This window comes from Desulfocurvus sp. DL1XJH-121, assembly GCF_054819825.1.
On sequence record NZ_JBTVWW010000008.1, the window covers coordinates 40,867 to 67,079 of the forward strand.

The window sequence follows — 26,213 nt, forward strand, 5'->3', positions numbered from 1 at the left end:
TCCTTGGGATCTGTGTGAAAAAAGGTTCGAGGTCGTGGTTCGAACCTGAGGGGGTCAGGACCGTTTGAACACGAAGCGGCGCATGGAGACGTTCATCACCACGCCCACGAGGCAGAGGTTCACGACCATGGCGCTGCCGCCGTAGCTGATGAACGGCAGCGGAATCCCCACCACGGGCATCAATCCGAGGACCATGCCCATGTTGATGAGGATCTGCCAGAAAAAGTAGAAAAAGACCCCGGCCGCCAAAAAGCTTCCGAATCTGTCCTTGGCGTCCTGTGCTGTGAGAAAAATTTGATACAGAAAGAGGCTGAAAAGTGAAAGCAAAATTATGCAGCCGATGAATCCCCACTCCTCGCCGAACACCGCGATGGCGAAGTCGGTGTGCTTTTCGGGCAGGAACCGGAGCTGGGACTGGGTGCCCGCCAAAAAGCCCTTGCCCCACATCCGGCCGGAGCCGATGGCGATCTGGGACTGCAGGATGTGGTAGCCGCTGCCCAGGGGGTCGCTGCCCGGGTTCAGGAAGGTCAGGATGCGCTGCTTCTGGTAGTCGTGCAGAAAGAACCAGCCCAGGGGCAGGAGCGCCGGAACCGTGATCAGCAGGGTCTTGAGCACCCCGCGCTGCAGGCCGCGATAGAGGATCAATCCGCCCAGCAGCATGAGCACGGACAGGCCCGATCCCAGGTCCGGCTGGAGCACAATGAGCCCGGCGGGCACTAGGCCCACGCAGACCACGCCGAACAGCCCGGCCCAGCCCAGGGGGCGCTGGCCCTTGGACAGCAGCTTGGCCCCCAGGAGCAGGATGCTGATCTTGGCCAGTTCGCTGGGCTGGAAATTGAAGAAGCCCAGGTCCAGCCAGCGCCGCGCGCCGTAGATGGTCTTGCCGAACAGGGGCACGCAGGCCAGAAGCCCCACCGTGATCCAGAACAGGGGCCAGGCCATGGTCTTCAAGTGCCGGTAGTCCAGGAAGATGCAGGCCAGCATGCCGCCCAGGCCGATGAACCCCCAGGCCAGCTGCTTCTGATAGTAGGGGTTCAGCGCCACGCCCGTCTCCATGCGGAACCCGCTGGCCGAGTACAGGTTCAGGACGCCCGTGGCGAAGAGCATCAGCGCCAGGCCGAACAGGGCCCAGTTGATGTGGTGGATCATGCGGCGGTCGATGAGGGTCATGGCATCTTCTCCGAGAACAGATAGTCGTAGACCTTCTTCAGCACGGGCCCGGCCGCGGAGCCGCCGTGGCCCCCGTGCTCCACCATGCACACGGCCACATAGGTCTTGCCGTCCTTTTCGCCGAAGGAGGCCAGCCAGGCGTGGTCGCGTTCCTCGTAGGCCATCTCCTCCAGCTTGCGGCGCTCGTCGCCTTCCTTGAGTTTCAGGCGCACCACCTGGGCCGTGCCGGTCTTGCCGCCCATGCGCGCGCCCTTGCGCTTCAGGCGCCTGGCCGTGCCGCTTTCAACGGTCTCCTCCATGGCCCGGACGATCATTTGGCGGGTCTCGTCGCTCATGGGCAGGGCGCCCATGGCCTCGGGCTGTTCGTCCTCCAGGAGCAGGGGCCGGTACAGGGTGCCGCCGTTGACCAGGGCGGCCACGAAGCGCGTGACCTGCAAAGGGGTGACCAGGTTGAAGCCCTGGCCGATGGCCATGTTCAGGTTGTCGCCGCCCACCCAGGGCTGGCCGAAGCGCTTGCGCTTCCACTCGGGGGAGGGCACCAGACCGGCCTTTTCGTGGGGCAGGGCGATGCCCGTTTTCTGCCCGAAGCCGCAGCCCTTGGCGAAAGGCGACATCTTCTCCACGCCCAGGCGGTCGCCCATGGTATAGAAATACACGTCGCAGGAATCGACCTCGGCCTTCATGAAGTTCACGTGGCCGTGGCCCCGCTTGCGCCAGCAGCGGAAGATGCGGCGGCCGAGGCGCATCTGGCCATTGCAGAACACGGTTTCCTCGGGGTCGATGCCGTTTTCCAGCACCGCGCCGCCCACCACGAGCTTGAAGATGGAGCCCGGCGGGAACATGCTCTGGATGACCCGGTTCTGCAGGGGATGCCTGGGGTCGTCGCGCAGGGCGGCCCACTGCTCCTGGGACAGGCCCGTGACGAACATGTTGGCGTCGTAGGAGGGTTGGCCCACAAAGGCCAGGATGCGGCCCGTGAAGGGGTCCATGACCACGATGGCCCCGGCCTGGTCCTTGAGCAGCTGCGCCGCGTGGGCCTGCAGCCCGAGATCGATGGACAGGGCCATGTCCTGTCCGGCCACGGGCTCGCGCAGGACCATCTGGTTCAGGCGGCGGCCAGTGGCGTCCACCTCCACCTGCCTGAGGCCCTTGGCCCCGCGCAGGCGGTCCTCCAGCACCAGCTCCAGGCCGCCCTTGCCGATGTCGTCGCCCAGTGCCAGCTCGGAGTTGGCCTCCAGCTCCTCCTCGTTGGCCTCGGCCACGTAGCCCAACACGTGGGCCAGGAGGTCCTGCTGGGGGTAGTAGCGCTTGGGCCGGACCACGATCTCCAGGCCCGGCCAGAACAGGGCGTTGGCCTCGATGCGGGCCAGGGTCTCGAAGGACAGGTCGTGGGCCAACAGCAGGTGCTCGAAGGGCTTGACCCGGCCCTTGCCCTTTTTGTAGCGGGCGTCCAGCTCGGCCCGGTCGATGCCCGTCCACTCGCTGACCTTGTTCAGGGTGGCGTCCAGGTCGCGCACGTCCTCGCGCACCAGGCCCAGGGCGTAGGAGGGCTCGTTCACGGCCAGGAGCTTGCCCTCGTGGTCGCGCACCAGGCCGCGCGGGGCGAACAGGGCCTCCTGGCGGAGCTGGTTGTCCCGGGCCTTGGCCGCGAACTCCTCGCCCTTGTAGATCTGCAGGAACCAGAAGCGCAGCACGAACACGCAGAACAGGCCCCAGACGCACGCCTGGAGCAGGATCAGTCCGCTGGCGGGAGGGGACTGGCCTTCCGGTTCATACTGTGCCGGCATCGGGGACCTTGCTGCGGTAGAGGTTGAAGGCCAGGGCCCAGATCAGGGGGAAGAGCACGGCCTGCTGCACGCTTTCCACGAACAGGGCGTGCTCGCCCACCTCCAGGCCCTGGAGCCCGGCCATGAGCTGCACCAGGACGAAGCGCCAGCCGCCCATGACCATGCCGATGATCAGGACGAAGACCACGTTGCGCGACTCGAACAGCCAGCGTCCGATGACGAACACGGCGGAGAGGCCCGCATACCAGAGGATCATGGAGCCGAAGGGTATGTTGCCCGCGCCTTCCTGGATCATGATCCACAGGGGCAGCAGCCAGCACAGCTGGCGCAGGCGGCGCTCCTGCAGGCAGACCACCACGGCCGGGGCGAAGAAGTCCACGCCGGGCAGGACCATTTGGGCCCAGACCCCCGCGATGGTGTAGATGAGCCAGAAGGTGACGGGGTGCACGGTCAGCCCCCGGGGGTTTCGGGCGGGGCCGCTTCCATCGCCGGGGCCCCCGGCGCGTCGTGCGTCCGGTGCAGGAGCAGGACCTCCTCCAGGTCGCGCAGGTCGACCAGGGGCGTGGCCCGCACCGTGAGGAACAGGGAAATCTCGGAGCGCTCGATGGACGAGACCCGGGCCACGGGCAGGCCCTTGGGATAGATGCTCGCCAGGCCGGAGGTCAGCAGCAGCTCGCCCAGGGCGATGGGCGCATTGAGGGGCACGTAGCGCACCTCGAGGTCCCCGGGGCCCCGGCCCGTGAGGATGCCCGTAGTGCGGTTGGTTTCGCCGAGCACGGGGATCTTGCTGTTCTGGTCCGTGAGCAGCAGCAGGTTGGAGGACGTGAACCCGGCGCGCAGCACGCGGCCCACCAGGCCTTCGGGCGTGGCCACGGGGGTGTTCACCGCGATCCCGGAGGACGTGCCCTTGTCCACCATCACCGTGTCCAGCACGGCGTTGGGGCCCAGGCGCTGGGCGATGACCCGCGCGCCCGACGTGGTCCAGCGCACGGGCGGGGGAAAGTCCAGGAGCCTGCGCAGGCGCAAGGCCTCGGCGGCCTGCTCGCGCAATCCGGCCAGCTCCAGGGAGAAGTCGTCCAGTCTGCGGCGCAGGAATTCGTTCTCCTGGCGCAGGTCAACCAGATAGATGTAGCGGTTCCAGGTCGTGACCACCTGGTCCGAAACCCAGCGGCCCGGGCGCAGGACCCAGGCCACGAATTCCAGGCCGGAACGACTGGATAGGGTATCGAGAGCGCCCGTGCGGGCGTTCCACGTATACAGGCTCAGGTACGTCGACAGAGCCAGAAGAAGGGCGATGACGACGCCCTTGGTGGAGCGGAGGCTAATCGATGGTGACCTCCTTCAGCACGTCGAGATTGTCCAGGGCCTTGCCGGAGCCGAGGACCACGGTGGACAGGGGGTCGTCGACGGCCGTGATGGGCAGTCCGGTCTCTTCGCGCAGAAGCTGGTCCAAACCTTTGAGGAGCGCGCCGCCGCCGGTGAGCACGATGCCGCGGTCCACGATGTCCGCGGCCAACTCGGGCGGGGTCTGCTCCAGGGCGATGCGGCAGGCCTGGACGATGGCGTCCACCTGCTCGGATATGGCCTTGCGCACCTCCTCGGAGGTGATGGTGATGTTCTGGGGGATGCCCGAGACCAGGTCCCGGCCCTTGACCGCCATCTCCACCTCGCTGTCGCAGGGGTAGGCGCTGCCAGCCTGGATCTTGATCTGTTCGGCGGTGCTTTCGCCGATGAGCATGTTGTACTTGCGCTTGACGTGCTGCATGATGGCTTCGTCCATCTTGTCGCCACCCACGCGCACGGACTTGGAGTAGACCACGCCGGACAGGGAGATGACCGCCACCTCGGTGGTGCCGCCGCCGATGTCCACCACCATGTTGGAGGTAGGTTCGGTGATGGGCAGGTTGGCGCCGATGGCCGCGGCCATGGGCTCCTCGATGAGGTAGACCTCGCGGGCGCCCGCGCTCTCGGCGCTCTCCTTCACGGCCCGCTTCTCCACCTGGGTGATGCCCGTGGGCACGCAGATGATGATCCGGGGCCGCACCAGGCGGCGGGAGTTGTGCACCTTGCGGATGAAATAGCTGAGCATCTTCTGGGTGATGTCGAAGTCCGCAATGACGCCGTCCTTCATGGGCCGGATGGCCACGATGTTGGCCGGGGTGCGCCCGAGCATCTGCTTGGCCTCGTTGCCCACGGCCAGGACCTTCTGGCCGCCGCGTCCGTCCTGTTTCACGGCCACGACACTGGGCTCCCGCAGCACGATTCCCTGGCCCTTGACGTAGACGCAGGTGTTGGCCGTGCCGAGGTCGATGGCCAGATCGTTGGAGAAGAAGCCTAGTACGGAATCCAAAACTCTGGACATGTGCTCTCTCTTGGGTCAACTCATTGGTGGGTCGAACAGCGTGGAATCTTCTCTGTTTCCGCCTTTGATGTCAAATAAAGTGGTGATATCCAAAACGGTTTTTCATGGCAAGCATAGCCGTGAAACGTTCAAAAAACCCGGAATTTCGGAGTGTTCAGGCACTATTCCCTGTCCGCGTATTTTCGCAGGCGGTTCGGGCGCAGAATCCGGAAAATCCCTCTTGACGCCGGGGCCAGCTGCCCCAACCGGGACGGGACCCTTTCGCTGCGGGGGTGCTCCTTCTGCAACGAGCTGGGCTCGGGCACGGGCCAGTTCGGCCGGGGCGTGGACCTGGAGGGCCAGTGGGAGGCCTGGCGCGCCCGTTCCCGGAACCCCGAGGGGCCGTTTCTGGCCTACCTGCAATCCTTTTCCAACACCCACTGTTCGCCCGAGCGGCTGCGCGGGCTGCTCGCGCGCCTGGCGGCCCTGCCCGCCCTGGCCGGGGTGGCCGTGGGCACGCGGCCGGACTGCCTGGACGAGGAGCGCCTGGACGTGCTCGCGGACGCAGGGGTGGACGAATTCTGGCTGGATCTGGGCCTGCAGTCCGCGGACGACGCGGTGCTCGCGGGCGTGAACCGGGGGCATACGGCCGGGGACTTCGCCCGCGCCGCGCGCGCGGCCGCCGGCCGCGGGCTCAAGGTCTGCGCGCATCTTGTGGCCGGGTTGCCCGGGGAGCGGGAGGGCGGCTTCGAGGCCAGCGTGGAGTTCGTCAGCGCCCTGCCCGTGGCCGGGATCAAGCTGCATAACCTCTACGTCTGCAAGGGCGCGCCCCTGGCCCGGGATTTCCTGGCCGGGGACTACGCGCCCCTGGAACAGGCCGCCTACGTGGAGATGCTGGCCCGGGCCCTGCCCCGGCTGCGCCCCGACATGGTGGTCCACCGCCTGGCCTCGGATCCGCGTCCCGGGGAGCTCTTGGCCCCGGACTGGGCCGCGCGCAAGTCCGAGGTCCTGCGCGATCTGGCCGCGATCCTCAAGGAGCGGGATGTGTGGCAGGGATGCGAGGCCGGGGCTCCGGACGCCGTCCCCGCCTGGTTCAACCCCGAGCACCCGCGCGCAACGCAAAGCAAGGAGTCGTCATGAGCGAGACCTGGAAGACCGAATGCCTGGTGGCCGGAGATCTGGCCCTGGAGCTCACCTGGCGCGGCGAGGTGCTGGCCGGGACCCACATCCTGCTGGCCGCCGGTCACAAGACCACGCCCCAAGGGCATTCCGGAGCCCACGCCGGGCTGCGGGAGGCCTTCGCGCGCTACGCGGCGGGCGAGAAGACGGAGTTCTCCGGCCTGCCCATCCCCTGGGAGGAACTGCCCGGGTTCACGGGTCGGGTGCTGCGCACCCTGCACGAGGAGGTGGGCTTCGGCCGGGTGGTGAGCTACGGGCGGCTGGCGGCCATGGTCGGTTCCCCGCGCGCGGCCCGGGCCGTGGGCCAGGTCATGGCCCGTAATCGCTGGCCTCTCGTTGTTCCCTGCCACCGGGTGCTGGGCTCGGACGGAAGCATGACCGGCTTCTCGGGCCAGGGCGGGGTGGGGCTCAAGGAGCACCTGCTGCGCCTGGAAGGGGCCTTGCCCGCCGGAAATTAGTCCTTTTCGGGATCCGGGGCGAAGGCTTCGACCTTGTTGCGGCCCGTCTGCTTGGCCCGGTACAGGGCCTGGTCCGCGCGTTTGAGCAGGGCCTCGACGTCCTGGACGTCGTCCGCCAGCACGGCCACGCCGATGCTCACGGTGATGCGCAGCTCACCGGCCGGGGTTTCCAGGGCCGCTGCCTCCACGGCCGCGCGCAGCCGTTCGGCGGCCAGGGCGGCCGTTTGGGCTTGGGCCTGGGGCAGGATGACGCCGAATTCCTCGCCGCCCAGGCGGCCCAGGATGTCGATGTCCCGGAACGTGCCGACGGCCAGATCCGAGAGGCCGCGCAGCACCGCGTCGCCCGCGTCGTGGCCGTGGGTGTCGTTGACGTTCTTGAAGTGGTCCACGTCGAACATGATCCCGGCCATGTGGGTGTCGAGACGCTGGGCCTGGCGCATGGCGCGGTGGGCCAGCTCCATGAAGTGGCGGCGGTTGTTCAGCCCCGTGAGGCCGTCGATGGTGGCCAGCTCCACGAGGCGGGTCTCGTTCTCCTTGCGCTTGGTGATGTCGCGGACGCTGCCCACGGCGTACCATTTTTCACCGCGCTGGAAGGCCGCCACCGAGAGCTCGACGGGCACCGCGCTTCCGTCTCTGCGCCTGGCGTTCATCTCGCGCGTGGTGCCCACCACCGCCCCCGTGCCGGTGGTCTGGAAATCCCTGAATCCTTCTGCGGCCTTGGCCGCGTCCTCGATGGAGGCCACCAGATCGTGCACGGGCTGGCCCATGACCTCCTCGGCCTTGAACCCGAAGAGCCGTTCGGCCGCGGGGTTCCAGAGCACGACCCGGCCTTCGGCCTGGATGGCGATGAAAGCGTCGTTGGAGGCCTGGCTCATGGCGCGCAGCATGCCTTCGCGTTCCTCGAGCTCCAGCCGGTTGAGCATGCTTTCGTTGATGTCCTGGATGGTGCCGGACAGGCCGATGATGTCGCCGTTTTCGTTCCGGCAGGCCTCGCCCCTGGCCTCCACCCAGATGGTCTGGCCGCTCTTTGTGATGAACCTGTGGCGGTCCACGTAGCTGCCGCCTTGGGCCATGGTCTGTTGCAGCACCTGGCGCAGGCGGTCTCCGTCCTCGGGGTGCAGGCTTTCCAGGTACGCTTCGGCGTCGGGGGACGCTTCTGAAGGTTCCAGCCCGTAGATGCGGTACATCTCGTCGGACCAGATGGTTTTGCCGCTGGCGACGTCCAGGTCCCAGCTTCCCAGTTTGGCGATGGCCTGGGCCTGGGCCAGATTCTTGCGGGAGATGGCCAGCTGTTCCTCGGCCTGTTTGCGGTCGGTGACGTCGGTCTGGGTGCCCACGGCGCGCAAGGGGCGTCCCTCCCTGTCGCGCTCCGCGACCCGGCCCCGGACCTGGACCCAGCGGTAGCCGCCCGCGCGCGTCGTCACGCGGTGCGTGAATTCGAAGTGCGGCGTCTTTCCCCGGAGATGCTCCTCCAGGATCGCGAAGATCCGTTCCCTGTCTTCGGGGTGGACCAGCATGGCCCACTCCTCCCGCGACCCCGGGCCCTCGTCCTGTGCGTAGCCCAGCATCTCCTTCCAGCGCGGGGAGAGGTTCACCACGTCCGTGGGCACGTCCCAGTCCCAGACCCCGTCCCGGGCCGCCTCCAGGGCGAAGCTCCAGCGTTCCTCGGAGCGTTTCAGGGCCAGGGTGGATTGCAGGACCCGGCTTCTGGCCCTGGCCAGGAGCAGGGACAGCGCGGCCATCACGGCCACGGTTCCCCCCAGGGACGCCCAGCCGACGCCCAGCCAGGAGGGCTGGAGCCTGTGGACGGGCAGCACGGAAACCAGGGTCAGAGCCTCCCGGGTGCTTGGCGAGATCGTGAGCTGCCGGTTCAGACTCAGGGTGCGGTGGGTGAAAAGGCCTTCGGAGGTCAGCGTCTGGCCCCGCCTGGAGGCGTTGATCTCATTCCAGACCTTGGGCTGGGTTTTGGCGAAGCCCGGGGCCTTGTCCCCGGAAAGCAGGAAATGGAAATCCAGGTCCCGGCTGGGGGCCAGTATCCACCCTCCCTCCGCGTTGAGAAGCTGGAAGCCGCCGGTGGCGGCGTTGGAGGCCTCGAGAAGCCGGGTCAATGTCCGGCGGCAGTCGTAGTTCAGGACCAGGAGTCCAACGGGCGAGGCCTTGGGGTCGCGGACGATGCTGGTGAAGCGCAGGGTGGGCCTGTAGGGCGTCTCCACGACGCCGCGCTCCACGTTCAGGTCCAGCCGCGACATGAAGATGCCGCTTTCGGCCGCCATGCCGCGCTTGAAATAGTCCCGCTCGGACTTGTCCTGAAGCTCGTTCCGGGGGCGGATCAGGGGCTTGCCGCTTCGCAGGTCCACGCGCGCCCGTTCATGGCCGTCCAGGCCCAGGAAACGCAGTTGGTCGTATTCGAACCGGACCCGGCCCAGTTCGGAGAAATCTCCCTGGATGACGTCCTGGGCGATGCCGAGCCCCTGGTCCACGAGGTGCGACTCCGCAAGGCGGGTCAGGAACAGGAGGTCCCGCACGGGCACGATGAGTTCGCTCTCCAGGAGTTCCGCTTCCCGATCCACGAGGATGCGCTCTTCCGTGCGCAGGGCCTGTTCGTGGATCGTGGTCTGGAGCCGGATGATGAAAACGGCCACGGAACACGCGACCAGGCATACCGGCACGAAGATCCACAGGAACTGCCTGAGCGTGGTGCTGTGTCCGTCGCGTTTCATGCGTCCGTCCCCGGGGTCGAGCGTTGCATCCGTGAAGCAGAGGGAAAGAGGGTAGGACACTGTAGCATTGCCGGGCCCCCGTTGCCAAGGAAGGGCGGCGACGATTCATCGACTCCGGGGCGGAAGGGAAAAATCGGGTCCGGGGAGCGGCCGGGAGATCACTGTTTTCCGTCGTCCTCCACCAGGTGGGTCAGGATCAGGCCGTGGAATCCGTCTCCGGAGGGGGTCCTGAAGCGCCAGCCCATGAGGGCGTCGCAGGCCCGGCAGACGGCGATCTGCCAGGTATGCCCCGGGAACCAGGTGAACTCCCAGGATGGCGCCCCTTCGTGGGAACAGCCCGGGGCCGCGGAAAAACAGCCCACCTGGTAGACGTAGCCCGCCGGGTTGACCAGCACGTGCTCGTGCTGGCCCTGGACGGTGATGCGCAGGGTTTCCAGGGTGATGGGCGCGCGGCAGCCCCGGCAAAGGAGCCTGCGGCCCGCGTCCTGGGCGTCCTCCTCTGTCCTGCCCTGGACGGCGCGCGCCGGCCGGCCCGGGGCCTCGCGCAACAGCAGGAGCGCCGGCCCGGGCGGCGGATACGGGGGCGCATGCCCGATGCGGAAGGGGGAGCCGTGCATGGTTCCCCATACGACAGCCCCGGGAAGGGGGCAAGGCCGAGGGGGGGTCGCCCTGGTTCGCCGCCCGCTAGAGGCCCAGGAGCACGCCCCCGAACAGGGACACGCCGATGACGCCGTTGACCGTGAAGAAGGCCAGGTTCAGGCGCGAGAGGTCGTTGGCCGAGATGAGGGTGTGCTCCCAAAGGAGCGCGGCCGAGGCCGCTCCCCAGGCCAGCCACCAGCCCAGGCCCAGACCCGCGTCGGCCCCGGCCAGGCCGAAGAAGATGGCCGTGCAGGCATGGCACATGAAGGCCAGGGCCAGGGCGCCCGGCAGGCCCAGGTCCGCGGGCAGGGAATGCAGGCCCTCGGCGCGGTCGAAGTCCGCGTCCTGGCAGGCGTAGAGGATGTCGAAGCCCGCCACCCAGAAGGTCACGCCGAAGAAGAACAGCCAGGCCGTGACCGTGAACGCGGGGCTCACGCCCAGCCAGGCCGCCACGGGGGCCAGGCCCAGGGTGGAGCCCAGCACGAAGTGGCACAGGGGGGTGAAGCGCTTGGTGTAGCTGTAGGCCGCGCCCACCACCAGGGGGATGGGGCAGAGGTACAGGCAGAGCCGGTTCAGGCCCGCGCAGCAGAGCACGAGGACCAGGGCCGAGATCACCACCACGGCCCAGGCCTGGCCCTTGGAGACCTCGCCCGTGACCAGTTCGCGGCCCTGGGTGCGCGGGTTCTTGGCGTCGATGCGCAGGTCCGCCAGACGGTTGAAGGTCATGGCGTAGGTGCGCATGGCCACCATGGCCACGGTGATGAGCGTGAAGGGCGCGATCCCCGGCCAGCCCCCGGCGGCCAGGACCATGCCGATGTAGGCGAACGGCAGGGCGAACACCGAGTGTTCGATCTTGACCATGCGCAGCAGGGCCGCGGCGTTGATCTTCCGGGGCTGTTCACTGTCCGGCATGGCTTGCCTCCCGGCTGGTGCGTTGGCGGTACATGTCGGCCAGCAGGCGCGCGTACTCCCTGCCGCCGACATCGTTCATGTGCGGGCCGTCCCAGAAATAGGTCTTGGTCATGGCGAAGGCCTCCAGCCTGGGGTCGTCGTGGTCCGTGAGGTCCGTGGGGCGGGCCGGGGCCAGGGCCTCGCGCAGGCCTGCGTACAGGAGCCTGTTGACGTCAAGGTGTTCCCGCACCTGGCCGTAGACCGGCGAGGAGAAGGGAACCAGTTCCACACCGAGGCGCTGGGCGTCCTCGGCGATGTCCCTGAGGGCCTGCATCGCGTCGGGGTCCAGGGCGTGGGGCGGCCCCTCGGGGGCCTTCGCGGGAGTGAGCTCGTGGTGCTGCCCCGGATACCAGGAATAGAGGCTGTCCTCCGGGGGCTTGGGGAACAGGTATTGGCGGATCATGTTGAACAGGCCGTTGTGGTGCGGGAACAGGCCCGAGAGGTATTCCACGGCCCGGATGCGGCGCAGAGTGCCCAGGCGCTGGCGCAGGTGCGCATCTTTGCGGATGCGCGGGTACACTGCCCAGAGGTGCTTGAGGGTGGGCGTCTTCAGCCCGTTCGTCAGGTCGAGGGGATCCACGCCCAGGAACACGCGCTTCAGCCGCGTGTCCTGAGGCAGGGCGCGCAGGACGGCGGCGCAGTAGAACAGGGACTGGCCGTTTTCCGCGCCGTTGCGGGTGCCGGGCAAAAACGTCTCGGGGTTGACGGCGTAGCGGGCCGTGGAGGAGCCCAGGACCAGGTTTTCGGGGTCGGCGTTGACGATCCGCCCCACGGGCGAGGCCGTGGACCGGGGGTAGATGGAGTCCATGACCAAGCCGCACGCCTGGTCCACCGCCAGCACGAAGAGCACGGTCAGGGCGATGCCCCAGAAGGCGCTAGAAGCGGAAATAGATGAAGTTTTGTGCGGCATGGTATTCATTGGAATAGGTGAAGAGCAGGATGCCCAGGGACAGGGCGGCCATGGCGCAGCAGCGCCGCCAGACGCCGGTTTCCAGAGTCAGGCGCGGCGCGAAACGCCTAGCCGCCTCCACGCCCAGGACCAGGGCCAGGAGCAGCGGCGTGTACTTGCCCAGGTCGATGTCCAGGGTGTCCGGAGCCAGGGTCAGTATCGAGTGGAGCATCTGGCCGTAGGCCCCCAGGGAGGGCGCGCGCAACAGGCCGAAGGTCAGGCAGACGAAGAGGAGCGTGGCCAGCATGCCCAGGGCCGTGCGCCAGGGCGCGGCCGAGGGGCGGCGTCCGGGGCGGGTGAAGCGCTTGAGCAGGATCATGGTCAGGGCCTGGGACAGGCCGAAGGTCACGTAGACCATGGTCGCGCCGTGCCACAGGCCCATGGCCGTCCAGACCACCAGCAGCGTCAGGGCCTCCTGCTGGAAGCGGGAGAGCCCCTTCTCCCTGACCAGCCGCCGGGCCAGGGGGCGGTACAGGTAGTCGCCGATCCAGCGCGTCAGCGAGATGTGCCAGCGCTGCCAGAACTCCACGAGGTTGGCGGAGAAGAACGGCTGCTTGAAGTTCTGGGTCAGGCGCACGCCGAACAGGGCCGCCGCGCCCAGGGCAATGAAGCTGTAGCCCGCGAAATCCGCAAACAGCTGCAGGGTGAACGTGGCGCAGCCCAAGAGGGCCTCGCCCGCGCCGAGCACGTCGATGTTGCCGTATATCTTGTCCACCTGGATGGCTATCCGGTCCCCCAGCACGAGCTTCAGGAACAGGCCGTAGAGCAGCATGGTCAGGCCCGAGAGCAGCATGTCCGGGCTGGGGCGCTTGATCGTCTTGAGTTGCGGCGCCAACTGGGCGAAGCGCTCGATGGGCCCGGCCAGAAGCTGCGGGAAAAAGGACAAAAACAGGGCCACGTGGGCCAGGTTGGCCTCGGGGTCGTAGGCCCGGCGGTGGATGTCGATGAGGTAGCCGATGGCCTGGAAGGTGAAGAAGGACAGGCCAACGGGCACCAGCACGTCGCCGTAGCCCCCGAAATAGAGGTCCGACTTGGGCAGGAAGCCGGCGGCCGCCGGGAACCAGACCAGGAGGTACTTGTAGAAGGCCAGGGGCGAGGCGGCCAGGACCACGCACAGCCCGGTGACGGTCTTGGACTGCCCGCTTCTCTGGATGGCGAACCCGCCGCCCCAGGTGACCAGGATCACGCCCAGCAAGAGGGGCAGGAAGGCCCAGTTGAAGCTGCCGTAGAAGGCCAGGCTGATGGCCAGGATCAGATACGGCCGCAGCGTCCCGGGCAGGATCGCGCTCAGGGAGGCCAGGGCGAAGACCAGGCCGATGAATTCAGGGGAAACGAGGTTCATGGCTTTTCAAGGAGTTTCTGGAACAGGATGCGGTCGTGGACCTCGCCGTCCACCGCGAAGGCCCGTTCGATGACGCCCACCTCCCGGAATCCGGCGCGGCGCATGCAGGCCAGGGACGCCTTGTTGGGCGTCCCGGCCCAGGCCGTCACCGAGGCCAGGCCCAGGGGGTTGGCGTCCAGCAGGGCGCTGATGGCCGTGTGGGTCAGGCCCCTGCCGCGCAGGCCCGGCTCGGCCAAGAGGAACCAGAAGTTTGCGATGCGGTCCACCATGTCGACGCTGTCGAAGGCCAAGAGGCCCACGGGCTCCCGGCCCTCGGACTCGGAGAACAGGAACCAGGCCTGGTCCGGGCGGCGCAGGCCCGCGGCCACCAGTCCGGGATTCAGCGCCACTCCCCGCAGGTTGGAGGTCAGGAGCCGGTTGATTTCCGGGGTGTTCAGCCAGGCGCAGATGCGCTCGGCGTCGTCCAGGGTCGCCCTGCGGAAGTGCGGGCTCAGCCCCGGGCTTAGCCCTGGAGCGGGTCGCCGCTGCGCCATGCCTCGTAGTCCTCGCGCAGTCCCCGGGGCCAGGCCGCGGGGTCCATGCCGTGCTGGGCCAGGATGGCCAGGGCCAGACGCTCCAGGCCGAAGCCCAGGCAGCCCGTGTTGATCAGCCGTCCGCCCATGGTGATGTTGAAGGCCTTGGAGAACGTCGGTCCGTGCAGGTTGGAGGACATGATGGCCAGCCTCTTGTCCTTGCCCGGGATGAGCATCCGGTATTCCATCTTCATTGCCAGGCGGTGCTGCTGGGCGCTTTTGGCCTTGTAGTCGTTGGTGAAGAAGGGATCGTTGGAGGCCGTGAGCTCGCCGTACAGGGTCCAGTCCTCGGCCAGGGCCTGCACCAGATCGAGAGTCTTGGCGCGGCAGTCGCGGATGTAGTCCGGCTCGCCCAAAAAGACCACCTCGCGCATGGAGAACTCCAGCAGCCGGCCGTATTCCTTGTGGTTGGCGGCCTCGAAGCGGTGGCATTTGGTGATCACGGTCAGGGCGGTGTTGGCCTCAAGCGTGGTGTTCTCTCGCGCGGCGTAGCAGTGGTAGCAGGTGGAGGGGTTGTTCACCAGCCTGGCCTGCGCCGGGGCCGGGATGTCCACCTTGTTCCAGCTGGTCACGCCCTTGGCGTTCTCGGCGAACTCGTCCAGGATTTCCAGGTCCTGGGGCAGGTGCGCCAGGAAGTGCAGGTGCTCGGGAAAGGAGGAGAAATGGTTGGCGCGGCCCAGGCCGTCCACGGGGATGCAGTTGGGGTAGATCTCCTCGCTGGCCCCGAAGAATCTGGCGAAGCGCCTGAGCACCATGTCGTCCAGGAATCGCAGCAGTACGCTCACGGGCTCGCGCCAGATGAACAGGCCCGGGTGGATCTCCTGGATGGGGGCCGTGCCGCCGCCCGACGCCGGGCGCGCGGGCCAGACCGCGTCCTCGGGCGGGGTCACGGCGAACACCGGGGTCACGGTGTCCGGCACCACGTCCTGGTAGCGTCCCACAAGGGTTTCCAGGCCCCCCAGCAGCTTTTCCTCGGCCACCGGGGCGTCCAGGGTGAAGATCCAGGTCCCGTCCTCGTAGGCCACGTCCGTCACGGCCGGGTCGATGAACGAGGCGGAGTAGATGACCTGCCCCAGGCCGTGGCCGGCAAAGGGGCGCTGGACCCGCACGGTGATGGCGTCAGGCATTGTCGGCGTGCTCCTCGATATACGCGGCAAGCTCCTGCATGGTGCGGAAGCCGTCGGAATAGAAGTCCACGGAATCCATGTTCAGGCCCCAGGTCTCCTTGACCATCAGGGTGAAGCCCACGATGCCGAAGGAGTCCAGATAGCCGTAGTCGAACAGGTCCACGTCGGGGGTGAAATACTTGTCGCCCGGGTCGACGTTCATGTTCTCGCGCACGAACGTCATCAACTGGTCGAGAATGCTCTGTGGCACGGAAAGGTCCTCATGAGTCTGCCCGGGGCCGCGCGCGCCGGGTCGCGGCGCGGCCAAAACCCCCGGTGTTTACAAGCCTCATCCTGTAGCCGCTTTACCCCAGGGTGACAATACCCCAGTGTTTCTTGCCTTTTTTGACAAGCAGAATCTCGCCGTGCAGGAAGTCGCCGTCCGTGGGCGCGAATCCCTGGTCCGTGACCGGGGCCATGTTCACGCGCACGGCCCCGGCTTCGATGTCCTTGCGGGCCTGGCCCTTGGACTTGACCAGCCCCAGGTCGGCCAGAATCTGCGGCAGGGCCGGGACCTCGCCCGGGGCGTAGGCCACGCTGGGCGCGGAGTCCAGGGCCGCGCGCAGGGTGGCGGCGTCGGCCGTGGCCGGGTCGCCGGAGCCGAAGAGCACGTCCACGGCGTTCTGGACCTTGGCCAGCTCGTCCGCCCCGTGCACCAGGATGGTCATGTCCTCGGCCAGGACCTTCTGGGCCTCGCGCAGGTGCGGGGCCTCGGCCACGCGCGCCTCCAGGGCCTCGATCTCCTCCTCGCTGCGGAAGGTGAAGAACTTGAGGAGCTTGACCACGTCGCGGTCGTCCGCATTGACCCAGTACTGGTAGAACTCCCAGACCGGGGTCAGGGACGGGTCCAGATAGATGGCGCCCTTCTCGGACTTGCCGAACTTGGCCCCGCTGGCCGTGGTCAACAGCGGGAAGGTCAGGGCGTAGGCCTGCCCGGCCGAGCGTTTACGGATCAGCTCCGTGCCCGCGGTGATGTTGCCCCACTGGTCCGAGCCGCCGATCTGCAGGCGGCAGTCGTATTCGCGGTAGAGGTGCTCGAAGTCCATGCCCTGGAGCACCTGGTAGCTGAATTCGGTAAACGAGATGCCCACCTCGTCGCGCTCGATGCGCTGGCGCACGCTCTCCTTGCCCATCATGGCGTTGACCGTGAAGTGCTTGCCCACGTCGCGCAGGAATTCGATGACCGTCATTTCCCGCGTCCAGTCGTAGTTGTTGACCACGCGGGTGCCCTCGCCGAACAGGGTCTGGACCTGGGAACGGATGTTGTCGATGTTGGACTCGATGGTTTCGTAGGCCAGGAGCTGGCGCTCGGCGTCCTTGCCCGAGGGGTCGCCGATGCGGCCCGTGGCCCCGCCCATGAGCACGAGGGGGTCGTGCCCGGCGCGCTTGAACCTGAGCAGGGCGAGGAGCGGCACCATGTTGCCGATGTGCAGGCTCTTGGCCGTGGGGTCGAAGCCGCAGTAGAGGGTGCGGCCCGGGGTGGAGAACCAGTCGCGAAGGCCGTCCTCGTCGGAGGTCTGGAAGATCAGGCCGCGCCATTTGAGTTCGTCGATGATATTCACGAAATATTCCTTTTATGGGGCTTGGCGCCACCCAAGGCGCGCCGTGGATGCGATGCGGGTCCGGATACGGGGGGACGAGGGGGCTTGCCCGGCGCCGGTCCCCAGGGGAGCGCCGGGCTAGCGATACGCCGCGCCGCGCGCGAGGGCGCGGGGCAAGGAAGTGGTGCGTGTGCGGATCGTCGTCATCGGTTCCCCCGGATTGGTCGCTCTGCGAAGGCCGTTTGTAGCCCCGCCCGTCGCCGGAGTCAAACCGTGGGGCCTTGCGGCGGGCCGGGGTCGCCCCAGGGCGGTTCCACGTCCTTCCTCGCGTCCGCATGCGGATTTTCCATGATGCGCGGGCCTTGGCGTGATACACTGTCTGATCATGGGGAAAGCATGGGAATGCAGTATTGGCAGCTGTTTTCCATAATGATATGGATCGGTAATCTCGTGCTCGAAAGAGCATGCCCACAACGGAGGCTTCGGATGCAGGGTCGCAACACCAGGATGCGGATCAAGATTTGGCTGGAGCAGGAGGGGCGGATGGCCTTCGGGCCGGGCTGCGCCATGCTCCTGCGCGCCATCGAGAACCAAGGGTCGCTGGCCGCGGCCGTGAAGGGCATGGGCATGTCCTACCGGGCGGCCTGGGGCCACATCAAGAAGGTCGAGGAGACCCTGGGCCTGAGCCTGGTTGCCAAGGAAGGGGGCAACAGGAAGGGCTACAGCCTGACGGACGAGGGCCGCCAGCTCATGGAGGCCTACGAGAAGTGGCTGGCGGCAGTGGAGGCCGAGTCCGTGCGCCTTGCGGACGAGCTGTTCCCCTGGCCCGTGTCGGGCTGAGATCCGCCCTCGTTTCCGTTCCCGCCGCTGCAGTTCTGATCCCACCATCCCGGGCAGATGCGCCCCTCGTCCAGGGCCACCACCCTGTCGCCCAGCTGCCTGGCCTCGTCCAGGTCGTGGGTCACGTGCAGGATGGGGATGTCCAGGGCGGTCTTCAGGTCGGCCAGCTCCGCGCGCAGGGCCTTGCGCGTGGACGCGTCCAGGGCCGAGAAGGGCTCGTCCAGGAGCAGCAGGGCCGGGCCGCTGGCCAGGGCCTGGCAAAAGGCCGCGCGCTGGCGCTCGCCCCCGGAGATGGCCGCGGGCTTCTTGTCCGCCAGCCGGGCGATGCCGAACATCTCCAGCAGTTCGCGCACCCGCGCCTTGTCCCTGGCCGCCACGCCCACGTTGGCCGCCACGGTGAGGTGCGGGAACAGGGGATAGTCCTGGAACACGAAGCCCAGGCCGCGCTTGCGCGTGGGCACGAAGGCGCCCTTTGCCGTGTCCACCCACACCGCGTCGTCCAGGGTCACGGTGCCCGTGTCCGGGCGCGTGAGGCCAGCGGCGATGCGCATCAGCGTCGTCTTGCCCGCGCCCGATGGGCCCACCAGGGCGGTGAGGCTGCCGGGCGGGCAGTGCAGCTCGGCTTCCAGGGTGAAGTGGGGCAGGCGCTTGGCCACGTTGAGTCTCAGGCCGGGCATCTAGCGCCTCCCGTTGACATGGTTGATGACCATCAGCGCGGCGAAGCTGACCGGGATGAGCGCCAGGCACATCATCAGGGCGTCGTCGTAGCGCAGGGCCTCCACGGCCTCGAAGATGGCCACCGAGGCCACCTTGGTCTTGCCGGGGATGCTGCCGCCCACCATGAGGATCACGCCGAACTCGCCCAGGCTGTGGGCGAAGACCAGCACCGAGGCCGCGCAGATGCCGGGGATGGAATTGGGCAGCACCACCTGGAAGAAGGCCCGCGTGCGGCTCATGCCCAGGACCTCGGCGGCCTCCAGGAGCCGACGGTCCAGCTTCTCGAAGGAGGCGCGCAGGGGCTGCACGGCGAACGGCAGGTTGTAGACCAGCGAGGCGATGAGGATGCCCGCGAAGTTGAACACCAGCCGTTCGCCGAACAGCGCCTCCCACCCCCGGCCAATGGGCGCGCGGGGTCCCATGGCCACCAGCAGGGCGAAGCCCAGAACCGTGGGCGGCAGCACCATGGGCAGGGACGCGAGCGCGTCCACCAGGGTCTTGCCGGGGAAGCGGAAGAAGGCCAGGACGTAGGCCAACGGTGCCGCCGCCACGGGAATGAGCAGTGTCGTCGCCAGGGCCAGCTTGGCCGAGAGCAGGAGCGGTTCGGTCATGATCTATTTGTATCCGTACTTGGCCTTGATGGCGGCCACTTCGGGGCCGGCCAGGAATTTAGCGAATTTGGCGGCGGCGTCCTTGTGCTCGGCGTTTTTCAGCACGCAGGCGGCCTGGACCACGTTGGGGGCCTCGGGCACCACGGTGTAGCAGCCCTTCTTGCCCTCGTCGGTGAAGACCGAGGAGTAGGCGCAGAATCCGGCGTCAGCCGACCCGGTGTGCGCGTACTGGAAGGCCTGGGCGATGCTCTGGCCGAACACCAGCTTGTCCTGCACCTTGTCCCAGATGCCCACGGTCTGCATGGCCTTCATGGAGGAGGTGCCGTAGGGCGCGGTCTCGGTGTTGGCGATGGCGACCTTGGTGGCGGTCTTGCTCAGCACGGCCTCGGGCCAGGGCATCTTGCACAGCTCGGGCTTGCTGGACCACAGGACCACCTGGCCCAGGGCGTAGACGAACGGCTTCTCGCACTGGCCGTCCTTGAACAGCTTGGCCGGACGCTTTTCGTCGGCGGCCAGGAAGATGTCGAAGGGCGCGCCGTTGACGATCTGGCCGTAGAGTTTGCCCGTGGAGGTGTAGGTGGCCTCGGCCTTGATGCCCGAAGCCTTTTCAAAGGCCGGGATGATCTCCTGCATGGCGGGCATGAAGTTGGCGGCCTGCGCGATGAGCAGGTCGGCCGCCAGGACCGGGGCCGGCAGGGCCAGTACCAGGACGACGAGTAAGGTGGCAAAGCGTTTCATGAAATGCTCCGGGTGTTGCGGTTGTGAGCACGATGCGGCACGTTGCTTTTTCCGAGTGAGTAGCATTACGTTCTCCGGACGGCAGGGGCAAAGGTATCACGCTTATGGTCGAAACCGTGACTTCTGGAGGCCGCATGGGTGTTGAGGACGCTGGTCAGGGCGCTGGCGGGAAACTGGACCCGTGCCAGGTGTTCACCGTGCCCGACGGGGTGCGGCACATGGACGGCGCGCAGCTGGCGCGCATGGAGACCTCCTTCCGCCATTGGTGCGAGGCCACGCCCCGGGCGGACGTGCGCCGTTCGCGCGAGCGCATGCGTTTGTTCTTCCTTCTGGTGCGCTACAGCGGCGCGCGCCTGGGGGAGGTCGTGGGCCTGGACGACGCCCGCGACCTGGACCTGGAGAGGAGGGAGGCCGTGTTCGGCGCGCCCGGGCACGAGCGCACGGTGCCCCTGCCCCAGGGGTTGTGCCGCGAGCTGAGAATCTTTTTGGAGGGGCCCATGGGCGCGAGCCTGCGCGGCAAGGCTTTCGTCATGGATTCCGGATACGTGCGGCGCGTGTTTTACGCCCGGGCCGAGGACTGCGGCGTGCCCCGGGAGCTGGCCTCGCCCCGGATCCTGCGCGCCTCGCGCGCGGTGGAGCTCCTCAGGAGCGGCGTGCCGCTGACCGTGGTGCGCGATGTGCTCGGCCAGTCGTCCACGGACCTCACGGCCGTGTTCCAGGCCTATACCAGCGAGGACGCGCAACACATCGTGCGCCGCCTGGCCCCCGACGACCTGCCCCTGCGCACCAGCGCGCGCAACACCTTCCCCTGCCGTGTGGAATCGGTGCTGCGCGACGGGGTCATGGCCGAGGTGCGCCTGGCCACCTACGGCGGGCTGCCGCTCTACGCCATCATCACGGCGGAGAGCGCCCTGAACCTGGGCCTCGGGCCAGGGGTGCCCGTGGCGGCCACGATCAAGGCCCCGCTGGTGGAGGTGGTCTGCGCGGACCGGAACACGGGCTCGGCGCGCAACAGCTTCGCCGCGGTGCTCACGGATGTGCGGCGCACCGAGATCGTGGCCGAGGTCGTGGGCGAATCCGCCGAGGGCGTGTCCCTGTGCGCCCTGGTTTCATCCGCGTCCCTGGACGAGTTGGGCGTGGGCCCGGGCGATCTGGTCCAGTTTCGGTTCAAGGCCATGGCCGTGGTTCTCAACGCCCTCTAGCAGACCGTCCCAGCGGCGCGATCTGCTTCGTCAGCGGGAAAATCCAGACCGCTCATGTATATTTAATACACAGCGCGCCCTGGATTTTCCCGTTTCCTCGCATCTCACACCTCTGGAACGGCCTGCGGGATGGGACTGGAATTTTTGTGCGGCCGGCCTAGTCCGCCCGGTGTTCCTCCAGGCATTTTTCCACGGCCAGGTTCCATTCCGTGTTGTAGCGGCCCTTGTGGAACTGGTCGGCCTGGGCCCTGCAGCGGATGAGCAGGTCCTCGTCGTCTCGGGGGCCGCTTCCGGCGGCGCAGCCCGTCAGGAGCAGGGCGGCCAGCACGGCGGCCATGCAGATAGTCTTCATCGTGTCCTCCCCGGCCATCAGTCGATGCGGTTCCAGAAGGTGCGCGCCACGGGCTGGAACCCGTCGCGCTGCATGAGGATGTCCAGGGGCAGCAGCCCCAGGGCCGTGACCTCGGCCACGGGATCCTCGTCGGCCTGCGTGGCGTCGTAGGTCGTCAGATAGCGGCCGCAGGCGCGGCAGAGGTCCGCGCGATGGCGCTCGTTGTTCTCCAGGCGGAAGTATTCCAGGGTGCCGTGCTTCTCGTTGCCGCAGTGCGGGCAGGCGTGGCGCTTGAAGCGCCATTCGGCCGCGCAGCGCGAGCAGCTCAGCCAGCGCTGTCCGCCGTGGCTCTTGAGGTAGGCGTCGTCCTGCCCGGCCTTGCGCAGGACGGCCACGCTGGGCCCGCCCCCGCACAGGGGACAGTAGCCCTTGCCCCAGGAACCCATGTCTGCGGAGGCCAGGACGTCGCGCCCGGCCGCAAGCAGCACGGGGCGCATGACCAGGGTGGCCACCAGGGAGGCCGTGGCCGGGGCGATGCCCGCCCGCAAGGCCTGGGCCTCGATCCCGGGCTCGTTGCCCACGATGTTGTCCTCCATGAGCGGGGCCGGGTCCAGGGCGTCGGATTCCAGGGCGTACATGGCCTTGCGCAGCTCCTCGGACAGGCCGGGGAAGGCCTGGGCCATGGCCGGGACGATCTTGCGCGACGCCGCCAGGAAGGCCTGGGCGTAATCCCCCATGGGCGTGTCCACGTACAGGGGCATGCCCCGCGCCATTCTGCCGTCTCCGTCCCCGGTGGGCCGCAGGCCGGCGGCCAGGAGCGCCGCGTGCATGCGCACCAGTTCCTTGTACAGCGGCTCCAGGGATTTGAGGATCGGCGTCAGGGTGGCGTCGCGGTTGCCCACTTGTGTTGTCCAGGCGTGCAAGCGCTTGAATTCTTCCGTATTCTTCATGTTTCGCTCCTCGTGGGGGGGGGCGGGGGCGCGAACGCCCCCGCCGCCGGGTTGGGGTGGAGGTGTCTACCCCAGTCTGGCCAAAGGCCTAGCCAGCCTGGCGAAGAGCGATTTGCGGGTCATGGGCCCCATGGCCGCGGCCACGGCGTTCTTGTGCAGACGCTCGGGCTTGTCGGCCAACAGGTAGATCACGGCCACGTCGTCGGGATCGGCCAGGGAGGCGTTGGGAAAGTCCGGCTTGACCTTGGCCAGGCGCTTTTCCGCCAGGGCCAGCATGTCGTCGCGCTCCCCGAACTGCATGGCGCCCATGGCGCAGGTATGCACGCAGGAGGGCAGGCGGCCGTTCTTCACTCGGTCGATGCACATGTCGCACTTGGACACCAGGCCCGTGCCGCTCTCGCGCCGGGGGATGTCGTAGGGGCACGCTTGGCGGACCTCCTCGAACTCCTCCTTGCTCAGGTGGCGGGTCAGTTCGGTGTACAGCACCGCCCCGGTGTCCTCGTCCTTGACGATGGCGCCGGGAACATAGTCCTCGGCCGTCATCAGGCAGGGGGGCTGGATGCAGTGGCGGCACTGGTCCGGGAAGAAGTACCAGCGCACCACGCCGTCGATGAGGTGCTCCGAGAAGCGCACCAGCTTGTAGTTGTAGGGATTCAGGTCCGGGGGATTCTGGTGCGTCCCCCGCTGCTTGGTCTTGACCACGGGCAGGTTGTGCCACTCTTTGCAGGCCACCTGGCAGCCGCGGCAGGCCGTGCAGCGCGTCGTGTCTATGAGGAATGCCTTGGGCATGGTTTCAACTCCTTGTCATGCCCGGCCATGGGCCGGGCCGTTGGCTACAGCTCCGTGACCTTGTGGGCCTTGCGGACGTTGACCAGGGACGCCTTGAATTCCGGGATGGTGGTGTTGGGGTCGCCCACCGAGGGAGTCAGCCGGTTCACGGCGTCGCCGCATCTGGGCGTGGTCCAGCCGAAGCAGTAGGGCATGCCCACCTCGTGGATGATGCGGCCTTGGACCTTCATGGGGCGCATGCGCACCGTGACCATGGCCACGGCCTCCACCTGGCCGCGCGCGCTCTCCACGATGACCACGTCTCCGTTTTCGATGCCCTTTTCCTTGGCCAGCTCGTGGCTCATCTCCACGTATTGCTGGGGCTCGGCCTCAAGCAGCACCGGGGTGTTGCGGGTTTCGCCGCCGCCGCACCAGTGCTCCGTCAGCGAGTAGGTGGTGAGCACGATGGGGTAGCGCTTGTCGCCGTTCCTGGCCAGGACATCGGCGTCGCTGTAGGCCACCTTGGCGCAGGGGTTGTTCATCTGCGAGGAGAACGGGTTGCTGGTCAGCGGCGTCTCCATGGGCTCGTAGTGCTCGGGGAAGGGGCCGTCCTCGCGGCCCGGGCCGAACAGTTGGCCGTGGCCCTCGGTGTGCATGATGAACGGGTAGCGGCCCTTGCCCGAGGCCAGGGGCGGCCAGCCGCCGTCGGGGATGTCGCCCACCCATTTGCCGTCCTGCCAGTCGATGATGGGCAGTTCCTTGTTCCAGGGCTTGCCGTTGGCGTCCACGGAGGCGCGATTGTAGAGCATGCGCCGGTTCATGGGCCAGCACCAGGCGAAGTTCGGGAACAGGCTGACGTTCTTCTGCATGGGGGTCTGGCTGTGGTCGCGGCGTTTGGCCAGGTTTTCGCCGGCTTCGGTGAAGGAGCCGGAATACAGCCAGTTGGCGCAGGCCGTGGAGCCGTCGTCCGCGAGTTTGGCGAAGCCGGGCACCAGTTGGCCCTTTTTGAAGGCCTTGTCGCCGATGGTCACGTCCCTGGTGAACCAGCCGTTGATGCGCTTGGCCATATCGTCCGGGTCGAAGGCCCGGGGCCAGTCCATGTTCAGGATGGGCTCGGGGAAGACCCCGTCCTCCTCGCGATAGAGCGTGCGCACGGCGTTGAAGATGTCCACGGCCATGTGGCCCAGGGAGATGGACTGGCCGTAGGGCTGCTGGGCTATGTAGTGCCACATCAGCCAGCGGCCGGAGTTGGTCACGCTGCCCGCCTTTTCGCCGCGCTGGCAGCTGGGCAGCAGGAAGACCTCGGTCTTCACGTCGCTGGGGTTCACGCCCGGGCCGTGCCAGAAGTCGCTGGTCTCGGTGTGGTGCAGTTCGCCCACCACCATCCAGTCGAGATTCTGCAGGGCCTTGCGGGCCTTGTTGGTGTTGGGCACGCTCTGGGCCGGGTTGGTGCCAAGCACGAACCCGCCCTTGATCTCGCCCTTGTACATGCGGTCGAACAGGAAGATGTAGGAGTAGTCGCCCCGGTGGTCGCCGCGCGGCAGCCAGTCGTAGCCGAAGCCGTTCTCCGCCGTGCCCTTGTCGCCGAACCAGTTCTTCAGCAGGCTGGCCATGTACTTGGGCTTGTGCTGCCACCAGTTGGCGCTCTGCGGGTCGTGGCTGACCGGGGTGTTGGCCTTGTTGTACTCCGTAAGGGAGGGCCACTGGGCCCTGGGCAGGGGCAGGTAGCCCGGCAGGATGTGGTAGAGCAGACAGTGGTCAGTGGACCCCTGCACGTTGGGCTCGCCGCGCAGGGCGCTGATGCCGCCGCCGGCCACGCCGATGTTGCCGAGCAGCAGCTGGACCATGGCCGAGAGGCGGATGTTCTGCACGCCCACGGTGTGCTGGGTCCAGCCCAGGGCGTACATGATGGTCCCGGCCTGGTCGGGCTTGCCCGTGACCGTGTAGGCCTTGTACACGCGCAGGAGGTCCTTCTTGGCCACGCCCGTGGTGCTGGACACGCGGTCCAGGGTGTAGCGGGAGTAGTGCTTCTTGAGCAGGCTCATGACGCAACGCGGGTGCTTGAGGGTCTTGTCCCGCACGGGCACGCCGTTCTTGTCCTTCTCGAAGGCCCATTTGGTCTTGTCGTATTTCTTGCCCTTCCTGTCGTAGCCCGCGAACAGGCCGCTGTTGAAGGAGAAGTCCTCGCCCACCACGAAGGCGGCGTTGGTGTATTCGACGACGTACTCCTTGAAGTACAGCTCGTTGTCCAGGATGTACTTGAGCATGCCGCCCAAAAACGCGATGTCCGTGCCCGAGCGCAGGGGCACGTGGAAGTCGCAGCGCGCCGAGGTGCGCGAGAACTTGGGATCCACGTGCATGACCGTGGCGCCCTTGTCCTTGGCCTTGAGCACCCATTTGAAGGAGATGGGATGGTGCTCGGCGGCGTTGCTGCCCATGATCAGGATGGACTTGGCGTACTGGATGTCCTGCCAGTGGTTGGTCATGGCGCCGCGGCCGAAGGACTCGGCCAGGGCCGACACCGTGGAGCTGTGGCAGACGCGCGCCTGGTGGTCCATGTGCACCACGCCCAGGCCCCGGAGCATCTGGTGGGACACGGCGAGCTCCTCGTTGTCCATCTGCGAGGAGCCGAGCTGGAAGATGGCCTCCAGGCGGTTGACCACCTGGCCCTTGTCGTTGACGCGCTTGAAGTTCTGGTCGCGGGTGTCCTTGACGCGGCGGGCGATGCGTTCAAGCATCCAGTCCCAGTCCTTCTCCTCCCAGTGGTCCGAGCCCGGGGCGCGGTACAGGGGCCTGTCCAGGCGGTGCTCGTTGACGTGCATGGACAGCAGCGCCGCGCCCTTGGCGCACAGCCCGCCCTCGCTCACCGGATAGTCCGGGTCGCCTTCCACGTTCACGATGGCGCCGTCTTTCACGTGCATCAGCACGTTGCAGCAGCAGGCGCAGAAGGGACAGATGGAGATGACCTCTTGTGCGCCTTCGATCTTCATCTCAAAGGCGTGCGCCTTGACCGGGCTGAGATCGAAGCCGAGTTGGCCCAGGGACAGGCCCACGGCCCCGGCTCCTGTGACCTTCAGGAAACCTCTTCGCGTGATCGTCATACAGCCTCCTCCGTAGTTGCCGCGCCGCCTTTCAAGGCATCTGCGTGCGCGGGTTCGCGGCCGTTCCGCATGGACCGCGAGGTCCCCCGGGACGGTCATTTTCCTGGCGGGCCGTTATTATGCTCCTTGGAGCATAGTAA

The 26,213-nt window shown here is 67.4% G+C and carries 25 protein-coding genes; 4 read left to right on the forward strand and 21 right to left on the reverse strand.

Going from position 1 to position 26,213, the window contains the following annotated elements:
- Window positions 1–54: 54 nt before the first annotated feature.
- From rodA to ACYYG1_RS07440, 5 genes are all read right to left on the reverse strand, one after another.
- Window positions 55–1,170: a rod shape-determining protein RodA gene (gene rodA / locus ACYYG1_RS07420; RefSeq protein ID WP_461209658.1), complete on the reverse strand. Its 1,116-nt coding sequence runs from the start codon at window positions 1,168–1,170 to the stop codon at window positions 55–57.
- Window positions 1,167–2,957, reverse strand: coding sequence for a penicillin-binding protein 2 (mrdA, locus tag ACYYG1_RS07425; protein ID WP_461209659.1), 1,791 nt, complete (start codon window positions 2,955–2,957; stop codon window positions 1,167–1,169). Before mrdA ends, rodA begins: the two co-directional genes overlap by 4 nt.
- On the reverse strand, window positions 2,941–3,405 hold the full coding sequence (locus ACYYG1_RS07430) for a hypothetical protein (RefSeq protein WP_461209660.1): 465 nt from the start codon (window positions 3,403–3,405) through the stop codon (window positions 2,941–2,943). The genes mrdA and ACYYG1_RS07430 overlap by 17 nt, the downstream gene beginning before the upstream one ends.
- Before the next feature lie 2 nt (window positions 3,406–3,407).
- Complete coding sequence (gene mreC / locus ACYYG1_RS07435) at window positions 3,408–4,151, reverse strand: rod shape-determining protein MreC (RefSeq protein ID WP_461209661.1); 744 nt, start codon at window positions 4,149–4,151, stop codon at window positions 3,408–3,410.
- A 127-nt stretch (window positions 4,152–4,278) separates the two neighbouring features.
- On the reverse strand, window positions 4,279–5,319 hold the full coding sequence (locus tag ACYYG1_RS07440) for a rod shape-determining protein (RefSeq protein ID WP_461209662.1): 1,041 nt from the start codon (window positions 5,317–5,319) through the stop codon (window positions 4,279–4,281).
- Between the two features lie 150 nt (window positions 5,320–5,469).
- Here ACYYG1_RS07440 and mnmL point away from each other — a divergent pair, with 150 nt between their 5' ends.
- Entirely contained in the window at window positions 5,470–6,438 is a 969-nt protein-coding gene (gene mnmL, locus ACYYG1_RS07445; protein WP_461209663.1) for a tRNA modification radical SAM protein MnmL/YtqA, read from the forward strand.
- Complete coding sequence (locus ACYYG1_RS07450; RefSeq protein WP_461209664.1) at window positions 6,435–6,935, forward strand: methylated-DNA--[protein]-cysteine S-methyltransferase; 501 nt, start codon at window positions 6,435–6,437, stop codon at window positions 6,933–6,935. Before mnmL ends, ACYYG1_RS07450 begins: the two co-directional genes overlap by 4 nt.
- Here the strand turns inward: ACYYG1_RS07450 and ACYYG1_RS07455 are convergent.
- From ACYYG1_RS07455 to tyrS, 9 genes are all read right to left on the reverse strand, one after another.
- Window positions 6,932–9,655: a PAS domain S-box protein gene (locus ACYYG1_RS07455; RefSeq protein WP_461209665.1), complete on the reverse strand. Its 2,724-nt coding sequence runs from the start codon at window positions 9,653–9,655 to the stop codon at window positions 6,932–6,934. The genes ACYYG1_RS07450 and ACYYG1_RS07455 overlap by 4 nt on opposite strands.
- Window positions 9,656–9,813: 158 nt before the next feature.
- Window positions 9,814–10,272 carry a cereblon family protein gene (locus tag ACYYG1_RS07460; RefSeq protein ID WP_461209666.1) on the reverse strand — a complete coding sequence of 153 codons (459 nt, stop codon included), beginning with the start codon at window positions 10,270–10,272 and terminating at the stop codon, window positions 9,814–9,816.
- A 67-nt stretch (window positions 10,273–10,339) separates the two neighbouring features.
- A complete protein-coding gene (locus ACYYG1_RS07465; RefSeq protein ID WP_461209667.1) occupies window positions 10,340–11,206 on the reverse strand; it encodes a UbiA-like polyprenyltransferase in 867 nt (288 codons plus the stop codon).
- On the reverse strand, window positions 11,193–12,155 hold the full coding sequence (locus ACYYG1_RS07470) for a hypothetical protein (protein ID WP_461209668.1): 963 nt from the start codon (window positions 12,153–12,155) through the stop codon (window positions 11,193–11,195). Before ACYYG1_RS07470 ends, ACYYG1_RS07465 begins: the two co-directional genes overlap by 14 nt.
- Window positions 12,121–13,536, reverse strand: a complete 1,416-nt coding sequence (locus ACYYG1_RS07475; RefSeq protein ID WP_461209669.1) for an MBOAT family O-acyltransferase — start codon at window positions 13,534–13,536, stop codon at window positions 12,121–12,123. The genes ACYYG1_RS07470 and ACYYG1_RS07475 overlap by 35 nt, the downstream gene beginning before the upstream one ends.
- Entirely contained in the window at window positions 13,533–14,069 is a 537-nt protein-coding gene (locus tag ACYYG1_RS07480) for a GNAT family N-acetyltransferase (protein ID WP_461209670.1), read from the reverse strand. Before ACYYG1_RS07480 ends, ACYYG1_RS07475 begins: the two co-directional genes overlap by 4 nt.
- On the reverse strand, window positions 14,039–15,235 hold the full coding sequence (locus ACYYG1_RS07485) for a class-II aminoacyl-tRNA synthetase family protein (RefSeq protein ID WP_461209671.1): 1,197 nt from the start codon (window positions 15,233–15,235) through the stop codon (window positions 14,039–14,041). The genes ACYYG1_RS07480 and ACYYG1_RS07485 overlap by 31 nt, the downstream gene beginning before the upstream one ends.
- Window positions 15,228–15,485 carry an acyl carrier protein gene (locus ACYYG1_RS07490; protein WP_461209672.1) on the reverse strand — a complete coding sequence of 86 codons (258 nt, stop codon included), beginning with the start codon at window positions 15,483–15,485 and terminating at the stop codon, window positions 15,228–15,230. The genes ACYYG1_RS07485 and ACYYG1_RS07490 overlap by 8 nt, the downstream gene beginning before the upstream one ends.
- 94 nt (window positions 15,486–15,579) lie before the next feature.
- Window positions 15,580–16,836 carry a tyrosine--tRNA ligase gene (tyrS, locus tag ACYYG1_RS07495; RefSeq protein ID WP_461209673.1) on the reverse strand — a complete coding sequence of 419 codons (1,257 nt, stop codon included), beginning with the start codon at window positions 16,834–16,836 and terminating at the stop codon, window positions 15,580–15,582.
- Window positions 16,837–17,301: 465 nt separating this feature from the next.
- Between tyrS and ACYYG1_RS07500 the strand changes: the two genes are divergently transcribed.
- On the forward strand, window positions 17,302–17,655 hold the full coding sequence (locus ACYYG1_RS07500; protein ID WP_461209674.1) for a winged helix-turn-helix domain-containing protein: 354 nt from the start codon (window positions 17,302–17,304) through the stop codon (window positions 17,653–17,655).
- Here the strand turns inward: ACYYG1_RS07500 and ACYYG1_RS07505 are convergent.
- Genes ACYYG1_RS07505 through modA form a run of 3 tightly spaced genes read right to left on the reverse strand, consistent with a single transcriptional unit; the run spans window position 17,574 to window position 19,721 of the window.
- A complete protein-coding gene (locus ACYYG1_RS07505) occupies window positions 17,574–18,332 on the reverse strand; it encodes an ATP-binding cassette domain-containing protein (RefSeq protein ID WP_461209675.1) in 759 nt (252 codons plus the stop codon). The two genes, ACYYG1_RS07500 and ACYYG1_RS07505, sit on opposite strands and share 82 nt — an antisense overlap.
- A complete protein-coding gene (gene modB / locus ACYYG1_RS07510) occupies window positions 18,333–18,983 on the reverse strand; it encodes a molybdate ABC transporter permease subunit (protein ID WP_461209676.1) in 651 nt (216 codons plus the stop codon).
- Window positions 18,984–18,986: 3 nt separating this feature from the next.
- Entirely contained in the window at window positions 18,987–19,721 is a 735-nt protein-coding gene (modA, locus tag ACYYG1_RS07515; RefSeq protein ID WP_461209677.1) for a molybdate ABC transporter substrate-binding protein, read from the reverse strand.
- A gap of 134 nt (window positions 19,722–19,855) precedes the next feature.
- Between modA and ACYYG1_RS07520 the strand changes: the two genes are divergently transcribed.
- Window positions 19,856–20,923 (forward strand): TOBE domain-containing protein, encoded by a 1,068-nt coding sequence (locus tag ACYYG1_RS07520; protein ID WP_461209678.1) that lies wholly within the window; start codon window positions 19,856–19,858, stop codon window positions 20,921–20,923.
- 157 nt (window positions 20,924–21,080) lie between these two features.
- On the opposite strand, the gene ACYYG1_RS07525 is transcribed toward ACYYG1_RS07520, so the two are convergent.
- The 4 genes from ACYYG1_RS07525 to fdnG form a co-directional block, all read right to left on the reverse strand.
- Window positions 21,081–21,275 (reverse strand): hypothetical protein, encoded by a 195-nt coding sequence (locus ACYYG1_RS07525; RefSeq protein WP_461209679.1) that lies wholly within the window; start codon window positions 21,273–21,275, stop codon window positions 21,081–21,083.
- A 17-nt stretch (window positions 21,276–21,292) separates the two neighbouring features.
- The gene (locus tag ACYYG1_RS07530) at window positions 21,293–22,204 is read right to left on the reverse strand and encodes a formate dehydrogenase accessory protein FdhE (protein WP_461209680.1); all 912 of its coding nucleotides are present in this window, start codon (window positions 22,202–22,204) and stop codon (window positions 21,293–21,295) included.
- A gap of 66 nt (window positions 22,205–22,270) precedes the next feature.
- Window positions 22,271–22,993, reverse strand: a complete 723-nt coding sequence (locus tag ACYYG1_RS07535; protein WP_461209681.1) for a 4Fe-4S dicluster domain-containing protein — start codon at window positions 22,991–22,993, stop codon at window positions 22,271–22,273.
- A gap of 44 nt (window positions 22,994–23,037) precedes the next feature.
- The gene (gene fdnG / locus ACYYG1_RS07540) at window positions 23,038–26,073 is read right to left on the reverse strand and encodes a formate dehydrogenase-N subunit alpha (protein WP_461209682.1); all 3,036 of its coding nucleotides are present in this window, start codon (window positions 26,071–26,073) and stop codon (window positions 23,038–23,040) included.
- Window positions 26,074–26,213: the final 140 nt, after the last annotated feature.